Origin of the sequence: Aquicoccus porphyridii (assembly GCF_008369105.1) — a bacterium.
Taxonomy (GTDB): domain Bacteria; phylum Pseudomonadota; class Alphaproteobacteria; order Rhodobacterales; family Rhodobacteraceae; genus Aquicoccus; species Aquicoccus porphyridii.
In genome coordinates, this window is sequence record NZ_VINQ01000022.1 from 1 (window position 1) to 20,156 (window position 20,156).

Consider the following 20,156-nt stretch of genomic DNA (forward strand, 5'->3'; position numbering starts at 1 on the left):
CGCGGCTTACCGTGCGACTTCGGGAAGAAAGGGGAAAGCTTGGCCATCTGCTCGTCGGTCAGCCAGAAAAGGTCGCTCATGTCACCGCTCCGTTTTCCGAGCCGTGAATCACGCAGCGCGTTGGAAATCAATGCATCCTGACCCTAGGTCTCATGTTACCCTCCATCGGATAAGGGTGGGTTGCAGTGAAACGATCAGGCCCGGGATCGGGCTTGGTTGAAAAAGCGGGCTAGTAAGAGTAGTAATATCCTTCTACTTAAATATTATAATTTCACTGAAACTATTACTTCTAGACTAACTGACTTTCTAACTATTACTATCCCTCTTTCTTTCTTTCTTCTTTTCTTTCTTAAGAAGAGTTCAAAAGTAAAGAAATAAAAGAGAGGATTGCAGTGAAACCCTCAAAGTGTTTAAAAACAAGGGACTAGCATGTGCGCTCTGCGCAACGGCACCCCTTCTGGTCAACCCCGCCAGCGCCTAGAGCCAGTTGCAGTGAAACGATCAGGCCCGGGATCGGGCCTGGCGCAAGGCGCGGATTCAGGATTTCTGAAAATGCTGCAGTGCAATTTACTTCACTGAAGACGAAAGATTATTTCAAAATCCAAGCCCTTGCGGTCATAAACGAAAAGAACTTAAAAGTGTAAAAATATCTCTTGCACACGTAAAAAGTGCGTAGTTTAACCATTAAACTACTTTTGCCTTTTTTCACCGAAGTGAGAACAGGCCATATCGCTTGTTTTTCGCCAGATACGGGCGTTCGGTCGTGAACCGGGACTTCGGATCGTCCTTCGGCGGCTCATGGGTCGGGTTCGTGAGAATTAGCCGGGCCTCATATTCCGGTTCAGGTTCAATCATGGTCTGACGCATAGCGTCTTCACGCCGCGCGGTCACCTCGTTGAGGAAGTTCTCGAGGCGGATTTCCTGGATAATCTCGAGCGCCTCGGCTGCCCAGTTCTCGGTGCCGATGAAGGTCTGGTTTAGATGACTGCGCGACTTGTCGGCGTGCCTGATGTCGCGCCGCCCCTGCACATGCCGGTCAGGTGCGTGTAGTTCAGAAGCGCGATCGAGCTGCCATCGGGAGCCGTGAACACCGAAAGCATTTTCAAATTCCAGAGATTCGCGGATCTAAGGATGACCCTACCCTCAATTTCCTGCTGAATTTCTGTGGCCTCAATGTGGTAACTTGGCAGATGTGCGTGTTGCGATTTTCAGATTATCAGTGAACCATAATGCACCACAAGTGCTCGGTCTTGGTGTAACACAAGGGCTGGGCAGCCAATATATGGGGCAGTTCCCGTTCGCCCCCGGCGGGTCTATCCCCGCGAGTGCGGGGGAGCCCGCAGGTGCCCGCGCATCGTTGCGACCTTGATGGGTCTATCCCCGCGAGTGCGGGGGAGCCCGGCAACGAGGCCGCAATGGCGCAGCTGTTTGGGGTCTATCCCCGCGAGTGCGGGGGAGCCATCTCGGAATACTCGACTTCCGTGCCGCGCAGGGGTCTATCCCCGCGAGTGCGGGGGAGCCATACTGGCCGCGCAGCGCCCTTCGATCAGGTATGGTCTATCCCCGCGAGTGCGGGGGAGCCGGCGACGAGCTGGGGCGCACCGCAGATCATGGGGGTCTATCCCCGCGAGTGCGGGGGAGCCCGATGCGCTGGCTTGCGCTCAGCTCGCGCTGGGGGTCTATCCCCGCGAGTGCGGGGGAGCCAGCCTGCGCCATGCGCCGGCGGGCACACATGTGGGTCTATCCCCGCGAGTGCGGGGGAGCCGTCCTGATCTCGGCAATCTTTGCCTGAGCCATGGGTCTATCCCCGCGAGTGCGGGGGAGCCTCAATTCCCATCGTGGGGACGCTCCGATTGCAGGGTCTATCCCCGCGAGTGCGGGGGAGCCCGACTGCTGCGAACATGCCTCATGTCCTTCTGGGGTCTATCCCCGCGAGTGCGGGGGAGCCCGGCGATTGTTGCCTTCGACGAGATTTTCGAAGGGTCTATCCCCGCGAGTGCGGGGGAGCCTCCACCCGTCATCATCCGCCGTGGTCTGGTCGGGGTCTATCCCCGCGAGTGCGGGGGAGCCTCGCCGGGATCATGTCATTCCCGGCCGATCACGGGTCTATCCCCGCGAGTGCGGGGGAGCCGCGCCAAAAAGCGCATTGGCATAGCGGATCTGGGGTCTATCCCCGCGAGTGCGGGGGAGCCCGCTCAGGATATTGGAGGCGATATCCGCCGTGGGGTCTATCCCCGCGAGTGCGGGGGAGCCTGGCGCAGCGCGTCCTGCACACAAAGCGCGTGAGGTCTATCCCCGCGAGTGCGGGGGAGCCTGACCGTTAATTCCGGAAACGCCGTTTTCTATGGGTCTATCCCCGCGAGTGCGGGGGAGCCGCAGCGTCTTGCGGCGGCGTTCGTAGATCATGGGGTCTATCCCCGCGAGTGCGGGGGAGCCTCTCACAAGTAGTGATTTGTTTTTATTCAATTGTCAAAGAGCGTGCGGGTGAGTTTTTCTGATCTCACTCGCGCTTAACGAGCAATACGCCATCTGCGTCAACGATTTTCTTCGGCGCTTCACCGAGTGTTTCAATGTGCAGATGACCAGTTGCCGCTTTGTCGCGCCAGACCATTACGAGAGAGCCACGCCTCAGCGTTTCCCACCAATGAGATACGACAGCCCAGACCCGTTTCCGCACACCTGAGGACATGTCTGGCGCGACATAGACACCGGCCGACACCTCCAACATTACAGACGTGAGAAAACCGCGGTAGCGGGCCTCGACGTCGCGGGTTACAATCACGGTTAGGGGCATCAGTCGCGCCCCTCGATTAGTGCCTTTATCCGTTCGATCATGTCGGGGATGACCTTTTCGTCGGAAAGCGCCTTACCTGTCAGTCGTCGTGTTGTGCGTTCGATGTTTTCGCCATGGTGCTCGGATACACGGCGCGCGGCCTTGAATGCGCAAGGAATGATGATGGTGTCCCGGTACAGGTCCGCGATGTCGAGAACGAATGACTGGCCGGCATCCTCGTGGATAAATCCCAGTTGCGGAATTGTCGCGGTGGCGGTCACAGCAATGGCTGCGGCCGCCTCCACTGCGCTGGCGGCGTGGTTCAGCGCCTGGTTCGGCAGATCCGCGGCGTTGGGATTGGCGCGGTCATAGCGGCGTCCAAGCCAGTCGATGCCAATGCGGTTGGCCCAGAGCGCATAGGCTTCTTTCATCCGCGCGCCCTCGATCCCGCGCAGCACGTCGAGTTCGCGGTGTGGCAATAGCTCGCCCAGACGCAGCGCATACATTCGGCGCGCGGTCATCAGGCGCAGGTCGTCATCAGCCCATATTCTCGCCTGAAGACGTGCCAGCCCGGAGCGGTCAGGCATCATCGGCGGGGCGGTATACATACGCACTCCGTCTTCGCCGACGGCGGCCAGCGCCGTCCGTGCGTGGGCGATCAGGCGCAGCGCGTCGTGGCTCACGGTCGAGCCGGGACCGAGCAGGATGATCGAGACGCCTTGCAGGGGTATCGCGTAGTCGCCGGGACCAAGCGCATCCGCCTCCGTTGCCGCACCTTGCAGAAAGGCAAGGGTCCCGTCCCGCGCCGTCAACGCACCGCGCGCGAGGTAAAGGCACCCCGCCCGGTCGGCATGCGGAACCTTGGCACTGTCCAGCCCGAGACGGCCCTTGAGCATCACGTCACCTCTTTTGCTGTGGCGGCCGTAGAAGCAGCATGCCGTATCCGTAGCTGCGATGCCGTCCGACGCCGTGCGCCAGAAGCCCGGCAAATTCCCGGGGTTCACGCACCATGAGGGTGCCGTGGATGACGGCCTCAGGGCCTTCGACTCGACGCCCGCCGCGCAGGCTGCGCACACGCTTGAACTGGTGTAGCCGACACGCGTCCCGCTCTAGTTTCGCGGCAGGTGCCAGGCGTTTTGCAAGCCAGTCGAGATATACATCCTCGCGCGGCCGGGCATGGTCGTTGCGAAGCGTTTCAGCAAGGAATGCGTCCACTTCGGTGCCCTTGGGGAACCGCCCGTCAGCACCGTTGAGTGGCGAAGCCAATCGCACTACGGGCCGGATCTTGAGGTCGAAACCCAGGCGCATCCCCTCCTGCCACGTAGTTTCGGGGCGTTCGACCGAGCGCAGGGCGTCAAGCGACACAACCTCGGCCTCAGATGGTCCCAGCACGGGTGACGCAGCGTTGCGCAACTCTTCTGCTTGGGCGGCGCTGTAGGCATAGAGCGTGCCGGTCCGCGCGCGCGGGGCGACGAGCAGGCGGAAAGGTTGCAATACAGTTGGGCCGAATGCCTCGCCTAGGAGGTTGTGCAGAGCTAGCCCTTCATCGAACAAGCCGTGTCCGATGTTCCGTTGCCCCGCCCAGCGGTTCAGTGCCGGCAATGAGAGTGGCATTTCGATCAGGTGAAGGCTCATGCGATGCGGCCCTCCATCACGACGCGGCTGCCGCCGTGCAGGCCGCTGTGCCAGTTGCGCAGGTCCGCAATGTTGTGGCGAAGAGCATTGTCAGGTCCATCCCCTTCGTCGGGCCAGATCGCACGCCCGCCGATCCCGAGGCTCTGAAGCGCCTCATAGGCGGTCGCGCCCCTGGCACGACCAGCCAGTAGAGGTGATGACGGCAGGCAGGGTTTACGCCCGATGAAGAGCGGCCGCGCGGGGCGGTCGAGCGCTGTTGCTACGTCGTCAAGCGTCGGTCCGTCGCCGGGGGCGAGGCGGAGCACGACGCGGGTTTCATGATCAGCAAGGTAGTCGCGGCGGCGCCGGTGGGGGCTGTCATAGGTTGCACCGGCACGCCTTTCGGGTGCTCCCCAAGTTGTCCAGCCACGGTCGGATTTCTCCAGCTTCGCGTTTTGCGTGTCGGTCACGACCAGCGGCACATTACGCCTCTCGGGCATGATCGACAGCGCGCCAAAGATCAACCTGTCTTGTAGCGCCTGATGAAGCGCACTTTCTTCGCGCCGCAGCTCCAGCGTATTTGCCAGAAGCCCGGTCAGCGCTGAAACCGAGGGAAACTCCCGCGTCGGCCCGACATGATCTATGGCGACGCCCCCGAAGGCCATGAGCGGTGCGGCGAGCCGTAGGTGGAGCCATTCGAAGCTCATGCCGATGTAACCCCGCCCAAGCTCCCGGGCAGGCCACGCGCGAACGCTGCCAGATCGGCAAGCGTGCCCCGCTCGGCTTCAGACACGCTCCGGTTGGCCAAGGTCATGACGCGGCGCGTCTCGCCCGTCGCATAAGCCCCATCGAGGGTGTGAAGATGTTCGGACAGCGCCGCGACGGCCTGACCCGTCTCGGGCGGGCAGGGCGCGCGGAACGCCTCGGCCAAGGATCGGGGCTGCCGGTCACCGGCCTCCAGCAGCATCAGCGAAGCACGGCTGTAGGGTGCCGTCGAGCCCAGCTTGGCCCCCGGGGATACTTCGGCGATGAGGTAGACCAAGTTGTGCAATACCGCTCCAGCAAGCTCCGCGTCGCCACCGAGATTGGCTAACAGTCCGGGAACATCCACCACCACGTAGCCGTAGAAGAGGCCAGAAGTGAGTTCCGTTTCCTGGATGGTGTCGGCGCCGGTATCTTCTTCGCGGGCCAGATCGTCTGCGGCTATGAAATAGTCGCTTTCGGCCTCCTCCGCATGGACGGTGAAGGCATGGGCCACATGCACGGCCGCGTCGATATTGGCGCGCGGGTCCGAGGTGACCATGCGCCCGAACAGTGCCCCGGTGAGGCCGCCGGGGAGCTTAGCCCCCTCACTCATTGCCTTGAGATTGGCCTTGTGCTCCTTCAGCCAACGGACCGCGATTTCCTTCGCCGCCTTCTTGTCGCCGGCCGCCTCGGCGACGAGTGCCTTGGCCTGCTCGGTCAGGTAGGTGACCTCGACTTCACCCAGCAGCAGCGTCTGTCGCGATTTCTTGTCGGCTCCCTTGTCCCCGTAGACAACCTTGAGCAGGGCGTCCTTGATTTCGTTCGCAACCGCGTCATCCACTTCCGCAGCCCAATCGCCGAACACCTTGTGCTCGACGATCTCGCGCGACCGGTAGGCGGCATCGGCCCCGTCTATGGCCGCGAGGGCGTGCGGATCATCCGCTAGCCGCCAGTGGCGCTTGAGACATTGCGAACTGACCCTTGTGCGCAGGGCGCCACCATAGGGCAGGCGCTTGGCCAGCCCGGCATCATCGCGATTGAGCAGCGCCGCCGTGTAGGGCGCAAGGAAATGGATTTGCAGGAACCTCGGGTCAGTCATTTGTTTTTTCCTTTTCAGCAACATCGGCGCGGCGGTCGAGCCGGGTGTAATAGGCCCGCGCGATGGCGCGGGTGTCGTTGTTGAGAACGGCCCAGGCGAGGCTTGGCCCATCCACCTTGGGCCGGTTGCGTGCCAGCGCGCGTATCGCGCGTTCCAGCGCGTCGAACCGCGCTTGCCCCCGCGCTGCAAGCAGCCGGGCCAGTCGTTGTTCGGAAAGTACCGGCTTTTCCAGCCGCGCCTGCGCATCGCCCCCGTCGGCCAGCACTGCGCCAATATGCCGGCCGGATTCGTGCACGCTTTCGGTAACGCTTGCCGGCGTCAGTAGCGCCAGAAGCTTGGTGATGCGGCGCCATGTTTCCTCGTCCCGCGGGGCGATCCCGTGCCGGGCCACGATGCGCCAGAACACCGCAGCGCCCTCTGGCCCCATCCGACGGGCGGCGGCGCGCTCGCCGGGATCGGCGTGCGCAAGCGTACTTGCGATCCCCAAGGCGCGGCGCGCCACATCGTCTTTGTCGTCAGGCATCCTCGAATTCCTTTACGCCGATTTCCTTGAATATTCGCCTCAAGCCTGCATTCAGCGCGTCGCGCCCCCGCACCTCGGCCCTGGGGCGCATGATCCGGGCGCAGGGGATGCCTGGTGCGGAGCACGAAAATTCGTCCCGCGCCGCCTGCGCCAATTGACGGGCAAAGCGCATGTGCACTTCGTGTCGATCATCGGTGGTGTCGGCCGCGAGCTTGTCCCACAGCGTGGGAAAGAACAGCGCGTCGGCCACTCGGTGCAGTGCCGCCCGGGCGGGTGCCGTGCGGGCGTATTCGGCCTTGCCCAGCTTATCGCGATCGCCTTCTGCCGCGATAAGCGCCAGCCCGTCGCGCAACGCCTTGTCCATCTTGTCGATCGTCTTGATCTGCTCATCCGAAAGCTCAACCGCCTTGGTGCCAAACATGTACTTTCGTACTGCCTTGGGCACCGGGATGATGCGGGACTTAAAGCCGTCGGTCTTGGAGTTGCCGCGTGCGAAGGCCTCGGCGATCAGCACCATTGCGCTCTCCCTTTCCCGTCCAGCCTCTTTCACCAGCGGCGGTATCTGCCATTTCCCGCTATAAGAAAGCTCTGTCAGCAGGCCATAGGTCCAGTCGCGGTCGCCTAGGGTCAGGGTTTTCGCTTCGCCGAGGTGAACTGGTGCCCAAGGGTCTTGCGTCATGCCCTTGGCGTCTTTCGCCGCGATACGCGCGGCCTTGGACGTGGTGCGCTCTGCGCGCAGCTCGCCTTCACCTTCCGTCAGGCGCACGCGGCGGCACACCTCGATAAAAAGTGCGTCCAACTGAGCAAGATCGAGCTGTTGCCGCTCGGGCCAGGGCAAGCACCACAACAGCGTCTTGCCGATGACACCATCGCGCCCAGACAACAGATGTTGCACGTCGCGCCGCCACCACGCCGACGGATCAATGACCCGGCCGCCACCGGTGGCGGGGGCAAGCCCGATCATGACCCGCGAGGACGAACCGCCGTTCATCCGCGCGACGCCGTAATTCCCCGCGCCGCCGAAGCCTTCCATCGTCTGCAGGCTGACCAGCGCAAAGATCCAGTCCTGCGGCGCGGCCTTGTGGGCGATCTCGCGCTTGAGGTCATGATTGCGCGAGGTGATCAGCATGTCGAGCGCGTCGGGCGTCGCCACATCGTGCCACGTGAGGCCACCGGGGTCGGGTGGCTGGAGAAAGGCGGGTTTGCCGCGATCCTCGACCACGAGGTGCCAGGGCGCATCATCGGAAAAGTCCGCGGTCAGGCCCCGCAACGCCGCGCGCCAGCTTCCTTCATCTTCGTGCAGGGTGGGCGCATCACCGTCGGACAGAGCGAGCGTTGCCAGTTGCACCAGGAACATGTGCCATGCGGGCCTTTGATGGGGGCGCAGGGCGGGAAAGGAGGCCACCTCGCCCCGTGCCATCGCGGCCAGAAGGCCGGGGAGGCTCATCATGTCCCGGTCCGTCTGGATCAGCGGTTCGGTCAGAAGGTTCATTTTCACCGCTTTATTCCTCCACACGTGTCAGGCCGTCAGCTCCGTATTCAAACCGCTTTTCCCCGACGGACAGCCTCAGCGGCGTATCGTCCTCGACGACGACCTCTTCGTCGCCGGTCAGGCCGCGTGACCAATGCACGGGCAAGGCCAGTGTCTTGACCGGGTGCCCGAACGGGCCGATTGTGCCCTCGGGCAGGGTCAGGATCGCGCCCTGTTCGCCAATGCGCGTGCGGATCACCTCGTCATCGGGGAACTGATGGGGAAATGCCGCCGCCCGGTCTAGAATAACCATTTCCGCCCCTTGCGTTTCGGCAATAGCCTTGCCAGTGACGCGGCGGCGATACTCCTGCCAACCATTCTCGCGCGCGATCTCGTCCAATCGCTCGGGATGCGTCGCCTTCTCGACAAGCGTGCGGTTCATGTCTGGGATCTGCCAAAGCGGGGTGCTGTCGATCTCGGCCAGGGTCGCGGCCAGCCCGGGCACGTCGAGATAGACCCCCGAAAGCGAGGTGTTCCTGCCGAAAGCGCCAAGGCCATTCTCGGGTTCGCGAGTCAGGGAATCTAGGCCATATTCGGGGCAGAGCACCGCAACCGCCGGGGTATCGAACCCCCGTGGCCTGTCCCGCGCGTGGCGGTGGAGCCGCCCTATGCGCTGCATGAGAACGTCCATCGGGCACAGGTCGGTGATCAGGAAATCCGCATCGATATCCAGCGATTGTTCGAGCGTTTGCGTGCCGACGATAACCATGCCGCCGGTGTCGCGCCCGGCACCCAGAACCGCCTCGACACGTGCATCAAGGCGCGCACGATCTTCGGCGGCGAACCGGCTATGATGCAGCGTCTGAACCCCTTCGAGCGAAAACACCAGGTCCGGCGCGGCCTCGATGCAGGCGCACCATGTTTCCCGCGCCCGGTCGACCGTGTTACGGATCACCAGAACACGTGCGCCCCGGTGCGCTGCCGCGACCGCCAGTTCGGCCGCTTGCGAGCCGCTCCAGCCGGTTTGTGACCGGATCGAAACGGTTTTCTGGCCGGTTTCGGTATCAGGCACCGTGAAACATTCGTTTTTTGTCCAGACGGCAGGGTATGCAGTAGCCTGTGCCATTTCTAAAGATGGTAGCGCCTCGCCTCGCCACGTCGCACGTGCCACTGAGCCAAGCGTCGCAGACATAAGCATTGCATGTCCACCTAGGGCTAGGTGGGAGTCGACAAGCGATCGCTGGATTTCTGTCATCCAGGCGTCCGAGGCATGCACCTCGTCGATCACAACCAGCGCTCGCGACATGGAAGACCCGCGCAGATGCGCGTGCTTCACCTTCAGGCCGGCCATCATTACTTGATCGACAGTTCCGACGGCGATTTGTGCAGCGAGGAACCGTGTGGCGTGTTCTGCGGCCCAGCGGGCTGGGCGCGCGTCGTCAGTATCGTTCCAACGTGTGCGAAATTCTGGCAACCGATGCCCCCGTGCCTCGCCCGCCAGCACTTGCCCGGGGATGGCAAGAATGGCCTCGGGGGCAGGATCTGCGAACATCCGCTTCAGGGCGTCGTTGACCCGGGTCTGCAACTGGCGCGCTGCGGCACGCGTCGGCACTGCGAAATAAAGCGCCTCGACTTCGTCCGCCTCGAAAAGTCGTGCGAAGCGCCACAGCGCCGCCTCGGTCTTGCCTGAGCCGGTTTCGGCCTCAAGGATGACCAGCCGTTCGGACGTTTCGACATCCGCGACGGCCCACTGCGCCGGTCGTGGCGCAGGATGATCCGACAACAGCGGCCACGCCGCCACTCCGGCCAATCGCGTGCTCGACGGATCAAGGCCGATGCTCCGCAAGCGCCGCCGCGCCTTTTCAAGGGCAGTGGTCCAGTAGGCCGGGTCGAACTTTTCGACGAAATCGAACGCCGTGCGATCCGATCCGACCCAATCCGCAAGCGCCAGCACTCCCGCGAAGAAATGCGCGAATTCATGTGTGAGGGGCGGTGGCGCATGATCGCGGATTTCGGGAAACCATGTGATGAGGGCCTCGCCCATCACGTGCTCTTCGGCTTTCCAGTCATAGCCCGGTGCCGGGTCGAACGCATCAAGGCCCCAGCTTTCGCCCGGGTCGGGAACTGGGCGGCCATGATGCGCGAAAAGCAGGCGGAACCAGAGCATGATATCGGCCCAGTGCGCCAGCAGCGCGGCATGTCCGCCCAGGGCTTCCGAAGCCTCGCCCTGCCTGAGCCAGAGCCAACCGCACTGCACGTGCCCACGCGGCGTTATGCCCGGGTTGCGATGCCACCCCTTGACTTGGAAACCGGTAGCGAGCTTGCCGATATCATGCAGAAAAGCAAGCGCGCCCAAGCATGCAATTTCCCCGTGCGAAACTGGTCGACCGACCGCCGCATTAGCCTTGTTACGAAAGATTGGAATTTTCAACAGGGAGATCAGGACAGCAGCCACATCTGCACTGTGATGCGCAAGGTGATGGCGCGTCTGGTCTTCCCGATCTGCCTTTCCCCACGCGACCATGACCCCACCAAATCAAACTTGATATGAATCAACAACTCAAACAAACAATCTTAGAATTCACGCTGCTTCGAGTTCAGTCAAAAATCAAGCGCTTGAACAGTTGATCGCATTTTCAATCCAAGGAACGCCTGATCAAGGCGTTCGGCTGCGCCGCGATAGCGGCTTGATCGTTTTGCGGGGGTTCTGGTCCGCCCCCGAACCTTCTACCGCCCTTGGCGAGAGTTTTACGACTTGTAGAGCGGCATCGAAGGGGAGCAAGTCACCTTCACCTTGCGGCGTGTTACCTCGCCACCCCAAGCCACACCAGGTTGTCGGCCTGCGCGGCGTCCGGGTCTTGCCCGGCCACGATCCGCGACAACCGGGCGTCCCATGCCTCCCATGCCGCCTGTCGCTCGGCGTCGAAACTGTGGTGATCGTAAACGGCGATGATCCCGCCCTTCACATGCCCGATGGTCATTTCGGCAATGTCAGGCCTCACGCGGCACGCGGAAAGCCCGGTGCGCATCGTGCGGCGCAGATCGTGCGGGGTCCACCGCCCCCAAGGCTGCACTACCCTTGCCCCGAGTGCGATATGTTGGCGGTCCACCGCGCGGCACAAGGCGGCGTTTGTGATCGGCCTGCCCGGTCTGGCCTCCAATATGAAGCCGCTCCAAGGCTCATCCCGGCGCCGTGACAGGCGATCAATCTCGGCCTTTGCATCCGCGATGATCTGCAAGGCCGCGTCGGTCAGATAGACGGTGTGCGCGGAATCGGTCTTGCCGCGCCTGTCGGCTGGGATGGTCCACCAGCGGCCCAAGATTTCATCCTCGCGCATCCCGCAAACCTCGCCCGGCCTCTGCCCCGTCACCAGCACCAATTTCAGCGCAAGCGCGGTCAGGCGGTGCAGCCCGCTTGTCTCGGCATTGGTCCAGAAGGCGGCGATTTCGTCGTGATCCAGCACGCGGGCGCGCACCTTTGCCTTGAGCGGGTTGCGCTTGCCCTTCACGGTGATGCTGGACGGTTTCAGCCCGGCCAGCGGGTTCGCCGGGATATAGTCGCGGTCGGTCGCGTAGTCCATCAGGCGGCGGGCGTATAGCAACACCTGCGCGGCGGCGCGCGGGGTCTTCTCGGCCTTGGCCTCGACAACCTCGATCACGTTGCGGCGGCGTATGTCTGAAACCTTCATGTTGCCAATGGCAGGCACCAGATCATTGTTGATGTATCCGCGAATTGCCTTTTCGCTCGCCAGCCCGGATGCGTGCTTGTCGAGCCATTCCCCGGCAAGGTCTTTTAGCAGCGGTACCTCGCGCCTGCGCCGCTTGGCCTCCAAAGGGTCTTTGCCTTGGGCAATGTCGCGGGCAAGATCGCGTGCCTCGGCCCGCGCCGCTTCAAGGCTCCATGTCGGCCAGTCGCCTACGGTCTTGCGGCGTTCGCGCCCGTCGATGGTGTATTTCAGAATGAAGGCTTTGCCCCCGGCGGCGGTGATGCGCAGCCCAAAGCCGCGCGGCGCGTCCCGGTGATCGTCAAACATGAACCGTTGTCCCTTGGCGGGCAGTTCCGCCTTGGCAATCGTGCCGCGATTTCCGTCAGTGATTTTAGCCATTTACGCCCCCCTTAAGGTGACAAATCCGGTGGCAAACGCAAAAACCGGCAATCTGCCGCCCAAAGCGTCAACGAAGCCAGGTCGCAATGTGAATCCGTCCTATTGGTCGAAGGCCGCTCAATTGGTCGCATGTCACCAAAACCCGCTCTTTTGCCCTGTCGGGCGTGTCACCGGATTTGTCACTGTTTAAACGTGTAGCGCATGGCGTCGCGTGTCGTCAATTGTCAATTGGTCTGCGTGTATTGTCACACTAAAACAGTGTCTTACAGTGCAATAGGTATGGAATTCGTCACCTTTTCAGGTGCTTGAAGAGGCCTCGAAAAATCGCCTGTTAATCAATTGGTCGTAGGTTCGATCCCTACCGCCGGAGCCAAACATCTTGCCCTTATCGGTACTATATCGGGCGACATGTTGGTTTTATCTTCATGAAATCAGTATCCTGTCTGGGGCTTGTGGTTGGATGGTCTTCCGGCCAAGGTCGACAGCATCGCTGAGCAGCCGGTCAAGGCGTTGGGGGCGGCCATGCCTCAGGGGAAGACTGCCCGGGTCAACGAGATAGCGTTTGCCAACCGTTTCGGTGCGATGGCAATTCTCGTCGGCGATGGGCAACGCCCGACCCGGGGCGGGCGCTGTCCTTGGTTTGGGGCAAATGAGGGTTCGCTTGAAGGCAATGTGCCCCCCGGGTGTTTGATATCGGTGGGTCCGGCCCCGGTTGGAAGCTACCAGATTTGCTCGGGCGTGAGAGGTTTGCGTGTCATGTTCAAGGCACCCATGGCCCGCAGCCTGACATGGGCCGCCTCGGACAGTGCCTGACAGTCTGCAAGCGCCTCGGCAAACCTGGCCTCGCTGAATTCACCCAGAACCTGCGTGGCAAGTCCGTCCTCGTCCGCGTCCAGCAGGATCGAGGCGGCGCGCAGGGTATCCTCCAGCTTGGCATTGGTGCTGGTTTCCACCGCGCGCCAGTGCCTCCAGACCTCGGTCAGGATCGGGTCGGGGCACTGAAAGGCGAGGTGCATCAGCCGCTTGAAAGCATAGAAGGCCGAAGGTCCCGTCTCGATCCCTTGCGGAATCTGCGAGACCGTATCCGGGTCTGCCTCTTCCTTGCGTCTATCGAGGAAACGGTGGCTCTCGCCGGTGGTCAGGTAGCGGTGTTGCCGCCAGGCGGGTGGCACCGAAGGCTGGTTGAGAAACACCGGCAGCAATGGCGCGGTTACCGGCCCGACGGGGGCATGCCACATCATCCGCAGGGCATCGTGGCGCGGGTGGGTCAGCGGCACGACCTGACCATAGCCGGCGGTGTCGCCGGTCAGGCGTTCGGTGCTGATCGACCAGAAGACATCCTGTAGCGTGATCTTTTCGGGGCGTGCGGCGCGGGCGCGCATTTCGTCTTCGATCCATGCGACGCCGTCCCAGCGATGTTTGCCGTCGCCATAGATGCGGTTGACGTGGAACGGGCCGTCCTCTGGGGACCACCAGCCCTGTTCGCGGGCGGTGTCGAAGAAATGCGGCGGGAACAGGAAATTCTCGTTCGGCCGTTCCGGTATCTCGCCGATATAGCCGGGGCGCGAGGCGCGGATGCTGTCCGGGCCAAGGCGTTCGGCGCACCAGAGCCCGCGTCCACCGGCAAATTCGATCACGACCCAGCCCTCTTCGGGGTCGGCGATGATGTGGGAATTGCCACCATAGGTGGAATAGCCGTGCTCGGCGATCAGCCGTCCGATCAGATCGACCCCTTCGCGGGCGGTTCGGGCGCGCTCCACGATGATCCGGGCGAGGTCTGAATAGTTGGGGCCGGTCTGGTCCTTCGGGGTCATCGCGCGCAGTTCGGCACGCGAAGTGGACCAGATGTCACGCACCGCGACGCCACATTCGTTCAGCCCGCCATTGGTGAGCGGCGCGGGCACGCCGAGATAGTAGCTATAGCTCACCCGCATGTTGCGCAGCGTTTCGGGCGCTTGCGGGATCGCGCTCAGATGGCCGGGCATGTCGGCCTGTTGCGTCACGCCGACGGTGATGGTGCTGCCCTCGGGATGCGTGGCGCGCGGGCATATCTCGAGCCAGTGGCTGCTCGGCTCGTCGCCATAGCCCGCGAGGTAGGCGATGCCGTCGGCGGTGCGGTTGCGCCCAATATAGATACCATAGCTCATGGATGCGTCTCTCTTGTCTCGTGCGTCAGGTCAGTGGGAAATGACAGGCGTGGCGACGCCCGTCGGCCAGCGTGACATGGGGCGGTTTCTCGGCGCGGCAGCGATCCTGTGCCAGCGGGCAGCGCCCGGCAAAATCGCAGCCCTTCGGCCGGTTGAGCAGGCTGGGCACCTCGCCCGAGATCGACACATGCATGCGCCGCCGGTCGGGGTCGGGCTGGGGCACGCCTTCGACCAGGGCGCGGGTATAGGGATGCACCGGGTGTCGGAACACTTCGGCGGTGCGGCCCTCTTCGACGATGCGGCCGAGATACATGATCGCCAGACGGTCGGCGATGTGGCGCACCACGGGCAGGTTGTGGGTGATGATGAGATAGCCCAGACCGTGCTCGGCCTGCAAATCGGCCATCAGGTTCAGGATCTCGCCCTGCACCGACACGTCGAGCCCGGCGGTGGGTTCGTCGGCGATGATCAGCTTGGGGTTCAGGGCCAACGCGCGCGCCACGCCGACACGCCGCGCCTGTCCGCCCGACAGTTCATGCGGATAGCGTGACAGGAAGGCTTTGGGCAGGCGCACCATCTCGGCCAGCCGCTCGGCCTCGGTGTCGAGATTGACGCCGGTGTGGCCATGGATATGGAACGGCTCGGTAATGAGTGCGCGCACGGATTTGCGCGGGGAAAGCGAGCCGACGGGGTCCTGGAACATCATCGCCATGTCGCGGCGCAGCGGCTTGAACCGGTTTTCCGGCATGTTGCGGATATCCTGTCCTTCGAACCGGATTGCACCTGCCTGCGACGCAACGAGATTCAGCACCGCGCGGCCCAGTGTCGTCTTGCCCGAGCCGCTTTCGCCCACCAAGCCGACGGTTTCGCCAGGGCCGACCGTGAGGCTGACATCGAACACTGCGTCGACATGGCGTTCCGCGATGCCTTTGAGCCGCGCGCGCAGCGGGCCGATCGTTTCGAAACGCACGTTGAGATCGGAAATTTCCAGCAGGGATTCGCCACGTTTCGTATGGGTGGGTTTGCTCTTGGCCGCGCCATCCAGCCCCACGGTCATCACGTCGAGCGGTGGCGGCCAGTCGGGATCGTGATGCGGACCCTCCAGCAGGTGACAGCGGGCGAAACTGGCCTCGCCTCGGGCCACCTCGGGCGGGGTTTGGCCATTGCAGAGGGGCATCCGTCGTTGACAGCGCGGCGCGTAGATGCAGCCCGACAGGGCGCGGGTCAGATCGGGGATGTCGCCGGGGATCACCGGCAGCTTGCGCGACACGTCGTCGATCCGCGCCGGGTCGCATTCCAGCAGCGCGCGGGTATAGGGATGCTGTGCGTTGTGGAAGATTTCGCGCACCTCGCCCGCCTCGACCACCTCTCCGGCATACATCACCACCACGTCGTCGCACAGTTCCGCGATCAGGCCGAGATTGTGTGAGACCACGACCACGGTCGCGTCCAGTTCCTTTTGCAAATCCTGCAACAGGTGGATGATCTGCGCCTCCATCGTCACGTCGAGCGCCGTCGTCGGCTCGTCCGCGAGCAGCAGTTGCGGCCCGGTCAGAAGTGCCATCGCGATGCCCGCGCGCTGGCGCATCCCGCCCGAGAAATGGTGTGGATACTGGTCTATGCGCTTGTCCGCGTCGGGGATTCCCACCTTGCCCAGCATCTCGACCGCCATGCGGCGTTTCTCGTTGGCTGACAGCTCCGGCCGTCGGTAGAGGATGTCGCGCATCTGTCGACCATAGGTCAGCACCGGGATCTGGCTGGTCATCGGGTCCTGGAAGACCACCGAGATTTCCTCGCCGCGGGTCGCGCGCAAGTGTGCCTCGCTGGCGTGCAGCAGGTCGCGGTCCCCGAAGCGGACCTCGCCGCCCGTGACCTCGGCGTTCTTGGCCAGAAGGCCCAGCAGCGCCCAGAGCACGGTAGACTTGCCCGAGCCGCTTTCGCCGACGATGCCGACGATCCGGCCCTTGCGAACCGGAAAGCTGATGTCGCGCAAGGCCTTCACGCGCCCGCGCGGGGTGCGGAAATCGACCGACAGGTTGCGGATATCGAGCAGCGTTTCGGGAGTGTCCGTGGTATCCTTGGGCATCCTAGCGTCCTTTCCCCATGCGTGGGTCGAAAACGTCGCGCAGCGCCTCGCCGAGAAAGGTGAAGCCCAGTGTCGTCAGGATCAGCGGAATGCCCCCGGCGATCACCATCCAGGGCGCGTCGCGGATCACCAGATACCCCTCGTTCAGGATCGTGCCCCAGCTTGCTGTGGGGGGCAGCACGCCGAGACCGAGAAAGCTGAGCCCCGCCTCGACCGTGACCACCACCGGCACGTCCATCGCCGCGAGGATCAGGAGTGGACCCACCACGTTCGGCATGACATGATGCAGCAGCGTGCGGGTCATGCTGGCACCCAGCGACCGTTCGGCCAGAATGAAATCGGTGTTCTTGAGCGTCAGCGTCGCGGTGCGTGCGACGCGGGCATATTGCGGGATCGAGGTGATGATCACGATGGCCAGCACCATACCGAGGCTCGGACCCGTAAGCGCCACCATGGCCAGCGCGAGAACGATGGTCGGAAAGGCGCGCACGGTGTCGAAGGCCAGAAGCAACAGGTTGTCGAGCCAGCGCGGCCCGAAACCTGCGATCATGCCGAGGATCAGGCCAACGACCAGGGCGACCGAGACGCCGATGGCCGCGATTTTCAGCGCGACGCGCCCGCCATAGAGAAGACGCGAGAGCGTGTCGCGGCCCAGCTGGTCGGTTCCGGCCGGATGGTCCCATGTGGGTCCCGACAGGCGCGATGGCACGTCGAGTGCGTTCGGGTCATAGGGTGCGATCCACGGCGCGAAGATGGCGCTGGCAAAGAACAGGATCACGAGGATCAGCCCAATCAGCCCCTGCCAGTTGGTCAGGAACATGCGCAGTTTCTCGCGGCGTTCGCGGGCGGCGGATTCCCGGATATCGGCCTCGGTCACGTGATCGGGCAGGCCCGATGCATCGACGGCCGGGATGCCGGTTTCGGGTTCAGAGCGATTCTCGGACACGGGGATCAAACCAGGCTATGAGGATGTCGGAAAACAGGACGACGAGGATATAGAGGCCGGTGGCCACCAGGACCGCGCCCTGCACGATCGGGAAGTTGCGCGCCATGACGGCGTCGAAGATCAGCTTGCCGATGCCGGGGCGGGCGAAGATGATCTCGGCGAAGACGGTCGAGGAAATGAGCCCGCCGAAGCCCATGCCGATCAGCGTGATGGTGGGCAGGATGGCGACGCGCAGCGCGTAGCCGAAGATCACCCGGCGCGGGCGCAGGCCAAAGGCGCGGGCCGAACGGATGTAGTTCTCGCCCATCACCTCGAGCATCGAGGCGCGCACCATCCGCGCGAGGTATCCCACCCAACTGAGCCCGATGGCGAAAGCGGGCAGGATCAGGTGACGCAGCTGGCTGGCGGTATCGCCCGGTTCGCCCGCGCCGATGGCGGGCAGCCAGCGCAGATGGACCGCAAAGATCAGCAGCGCCCAGATCGACACGAGGAACGAGGGCACCGCGATGGTGCCGACCGACAGCACCCCGGTCACGCGATCGAGCCAACTGTTGGGTTTGACCGCCGCCAGACAGCCCAGCGGGATGCCCAAGAGCATCGCCCAGCCCATGCCGGCGCAGACCAGCGCGAGGGTGAAGCCGATACGCTCCATGATGATGGCGGTCACCGGGCGGTCGGAAAACACGTCAATCCCCAGATCACCGGTCATCGCGTTGCCGACATAGATCAGGAACTGCTGCCAGACGGGCGCGTCGAGATGCATCTTTGCGGCATATCGCGCGATTGCTTCGGGCGTGGCGCGCGGCCCCAATGCGATGGTGGCCGGATCGCCCGGAATGAGATGTAACAGCGAGAACAGCACCAGCACCACGAGCCCGATCACCACGGCGGACAGGCCAAGTCGCTTGGTCAGGTAGAAGAGCACGTTGATCCTCCTGTTGCCCGGGATACGGGCGGGACCGGCCTGCGCCCATTCGCGTGGCGCGGGCCGGTCCGATGATCGTCGGGATGGTTACGCCTTTTCGAACCGGCGATAGTTCAACTCGCCCGAGGGCGCGGCGTTGACGACCACATCGGTGCGATGCACGAAGGCTTCGGGTTCGTGGTTGATCCAGACATAAGCGCCTGTATTTTCCATGATTTCCTGCATGCGCACGTAGATGTCATGGCGTTTCTGCGGATCGGTTTCATTGATGCCCTCTTGATAGAGGCGGTCATATTCCTCGTCGGCCCATCGCTCCCAGTTCCACACCCCGACCTGATCGGAGGTGAACCATTGCGTCGCCTCGTAAGGGTCAGGCGTGGTGCCGAACCGCATCAGCCACAGCTCCAGCTCCTGCCAGGTGTCGCCCTTGCTTTCCTGGCCCATTTCCCAGAACGGACCGCTGTCGAGTGGCAGCACTTTCACGGTGATCCCGACCTGCATCAGGTTGGCCTGGATGATCTGGGCCGCCAGCATTCGCTCCTGGTTGTTCAGCGTGCGCAGGGTCACCTCGAGGCCGGACACCCCGGCCTCGTCCAGAAGCGCGCGCGCCTTGTCCGGGTCGTAGCTGTAGCCCGTGCTGTCACGTTGGCCGGTCAGGCCCGGGCAGATGATGCCATGTGACTTTGCCGTGGTCCCCGAATAGGCGCCCTGAAGGATCGTATCCACGTCCACCGCGTGCTGGATCGCCTGGCGCACGCGGATGTCCTGCAACTTGGGATGTTCGGTATTCATCCCCATCCACATGTATTGCAGCTCGCCCGCAACGGCGATGCCGGTATCTTCGGGCATGTCCTTGGTATAGCGGGCGAGCGTGTCGGCGCCGACCTCGGTGCAATCCAGCTCCCCCGCCTCGAAGGCCAGTTCCGCTGCCTTGACCTCGGTGATGACGTTGCATTCCACCCGGTCAAAGGCCGGTTTCGGTCCGGTCCATTCGGGGTTGGCCGAGAACACCGCGCGCTGGCCCGGCGTTGCCTCGTAGGTGTAGGGGCCGCAGACGGCGGGAAACTTCGTGGTGAATTTGCCGCCGACATCCGCCATGGCCTTTTCGCTCAGCACGGCGCCCGGCCCGTGGCAAAGCGTGATCATGATGAAGGGCGCAAAGGGTTTGTTGAGCACGATGGTCCCGGTGCGGTCGCCTGTCACCTCGACATGGTCCAGCGCGTCGAAATAGCCCGACCAGTCGCTGTCCTTCATCCGTTCGTAGGAAAACTTGACATCCGAGGCCATAACCGGGCCATACCCATTCGACCAGGCCAGTCCCTCGGCCAGTTCAAAGTCGATATGCGTTGCGTCACGCTGTTCCAGCTTGTTGACGAAATAGCTCGGCTCCCAATTGAAGGTATCGCCATCGCGAGCATATTGCGCGAGGAAGGGCAGGCACTGCTTCTGCGCTTCGATTTCGGTGCCGCCAGTCATGAAGCCGGGGTCGAGCACGTCATTGTCGCCGTCGATCCGCAGGCGCAGCACGGTGCCGGACTGAGCCAGCGCTGCCGTCGACCATGCGGGCATCAGGCCCATCGCCCCGAGCGCGGCTGTCGTTCCGAGAAAGCCGCGGCGTGTTGGTCCTTGTCGTGTCATTATAGTATCTCCCTGATCAGTGTTCTGGCGAAAGCATGGCATAGAGGGGCGTATCCGCACATTTCGCAAATATTCGCGAAGTGA

15 protein-coding genes, 1 pseudogene and 1 CRISPR repeat array are annotated in these 20,156 nt (G+C 63.1%); all 16 genes and pseudogenes read right to left on the minus strand.

The window, feature by feature from the left end; genetic code table 11:
- Positions 1-80: pseudogene (locus FLO80_RS19270) on the minus strand (IS5/IS1182 family transposase); the annotation flags it as partial.
- A 625-nt stretch (positions 81-705) separates the two neighbouring features.
- Complete coding sequence (locus tag FLO80_RS19275) at positions 706-1,029, minus strand: hypothetical protein (protein ID WP_111367490.1); 324 nt, start codon at positions 1,027-1,029, stop codon at positions 706-708.
- 280 nt (positions 1,030-1,309) lie between these two features.
- A CRISPR array of direct repeats spans positions 1,310-2,436; the repeat unit is 29 nt; unit sequence GGGTCTATCCCCGCGAGTGCGGGGGAGCC.
- A gap of 64 nt (positions 2,437-2,500) precedes the next feature.
- Positions 2,501-2,794, minus strand: coding sequence for a type I-E CRISPR-associated endoribonuclease Cas2e (cas2e, locus tag FLO80_RS19280; protein WP_111367492.1), 294 nt, complete (start codon positions 2,792-2,794; stop codon positions 2,501-2,503).
- On the minus strand, positions 2,794-3,669 hold the full coding sequence (gene cas1e, locus FLO80_RS19285; RefSeq protein WP_111367804.1) for a type I-E CRISPR-associated endonuclease Cas1e: 876 nt from the start codon (positions 3,667-3,669) through the stop codon (positions 2,794-2,796). The genes cas2e and cas1e overlap by 1 nt, the downstream gene beginning before the upstream one ends.
- Positions 3,670-3,673: 4 nt before the next feature.
- Positions 3,674-4,408, minus strand: coding sequence for a type I-E CRISPR-associated protein Cas6/Cse3/CasE (locus FLO80_RS19290; RefSeq protein WP_111367494.1), 735 nt, complete (start codon positions 4,406-4,408; stop codon positions 3,674-3,676).
- Positions 4,405-5,094 (minus strand): type I-E CRISPR-associated protein Cas5/CasD, encoded by a 690-nt coding sequence (cas5e, locus tag FLO80_RS19295; protein ID WP_111367496.1) that lies wholly within the window; start codon positions 5,092-5,094, stop codon positions 4,405-4,407. Before cas5e ends, FLO80_RS19290 begins: the two co-directional genes overlap by 4 nt.
- Positions 5,091-6,230 (minus strand): type I-E CRISPR-associated protein Cas7/Cse4/CasC, encoded by a 1,140-nt coding sequence (gene cas7e / locus FLO80_RS19300; protein ID WP_111367498.1) that lies wholly within the window; start codon positions 6,228-6,230, stop codon positions 5,091-5,093. Before cas7e ends, cas5e begins: the two co-directional genes overlap by 4 nt.
- Positions 6,223-6,753, minus strand: a complete 531-nt coding sequence (locus tag FLO80_RS19305; protein ID WP_111367501.1) for a type I-E CRISPR-associated protein Cse2/CasB — start codon at positions 6,751-6,753, stop codon at positions 6,223-6,225. The genes cas7e and FLO80_RS19305 overlap by 8 nt, the downstream gene beginning before the upstream one ends.
- Complete coding sequence (locus tag FLO80_RS19310; protein WP_188078357.1) at positions 6,746-8,251, minus strand: CRISPR-associated protein Cse1; 1,506 nt, start codon at positions 8,249-8,251, stop codon at positions 6,746-6,748. The genes FLO80_RS19305 and FLO80_RS19310 overlap by 8 nt, the downstream gene beginning before the upstream one ends.
- Before the next feature lie 4 nt (positions 8,252-8,255).
- Entirely contained in the window at positions 8,256-10,748 is a 2,493-nt protein-coding gene (gene cas3, locus FLO80_RS19315; RefSeq protein WP_111367503.1) for a CRISPR-associated helicase Cas3', read from the minus strand.
- Between the two features lie 280 nt (positions 10,749-11,028).
- Positions 11,029-12,330, minus strand: a complete 1,302-nt coding sequence (locus FLO80_RS19320; RefSeq protein WP_111367505.1) for a tyrosine-type recombinase/integrase — start codon at positions 12,328-12,330, stop codon at positions 11,029-11,031.
- A gap of 719 nt (positions 12,331-13,049) precedes the next feature.
- Positions 13,050-14,477, minus strand: a complete 1,428-nt coding sequence (locus FLO80_RS19325) for a C69 family dipeptidase (RefSeq protein WP_111367507.1) — start codon at positions 14,475-14,477, stop codon at positions 13,050-13,052.
- A 25-nt stretch (positions 14,478-14,502) separates the two neighbouring features.
- Entirely contained in the window at positions 14,503-16,563 is a 2,061-nt protein-coding gene (locus FLO80_RS19330; protein WP_111367509.1) for a dipeptide ABC transporter ATP-binding protein, read from the minus strand.
- Between the two features lies 1 nt (position 16,564).
- Positions 16,565-17,509, minus strand: a complete 945-nt coding sequence (locus tag FLO80_RS19335) for an ABC transporter permease (RefSeq protein WP_246156746.1) — start codon at positions 17,507-17,509, stop codon at positions 16,565-16,567.
- Positions 17,490-18,434, minus strand: a complete 945-nt coding sequence (locus tag FLO80_RS19340) for an ABC transporter permease (protein WP_111367511.1) — start codon at positions 18,432-18,434, stop codon at positions 17,490-17,492. Before FLO80_RS19340 ends, FLO80_RS19335 begins: the two co-directional genes overlap by 20 nt.
- An 87-nt stretch (positions 18,435-18,521) precedes the next feature.
- A complete protein-coding gene (locus tag FLO80_RS19345; RefSeq protein WP_188078358.1) occupies positions 18,522-20,072 on the minus strand; it encodes an ABC transporter substrate-binding protein in 1,551 nt (516 codons plus the stop codon).
- Positions 20,073-20,156 lie beyond the last annotated feature (84 nt).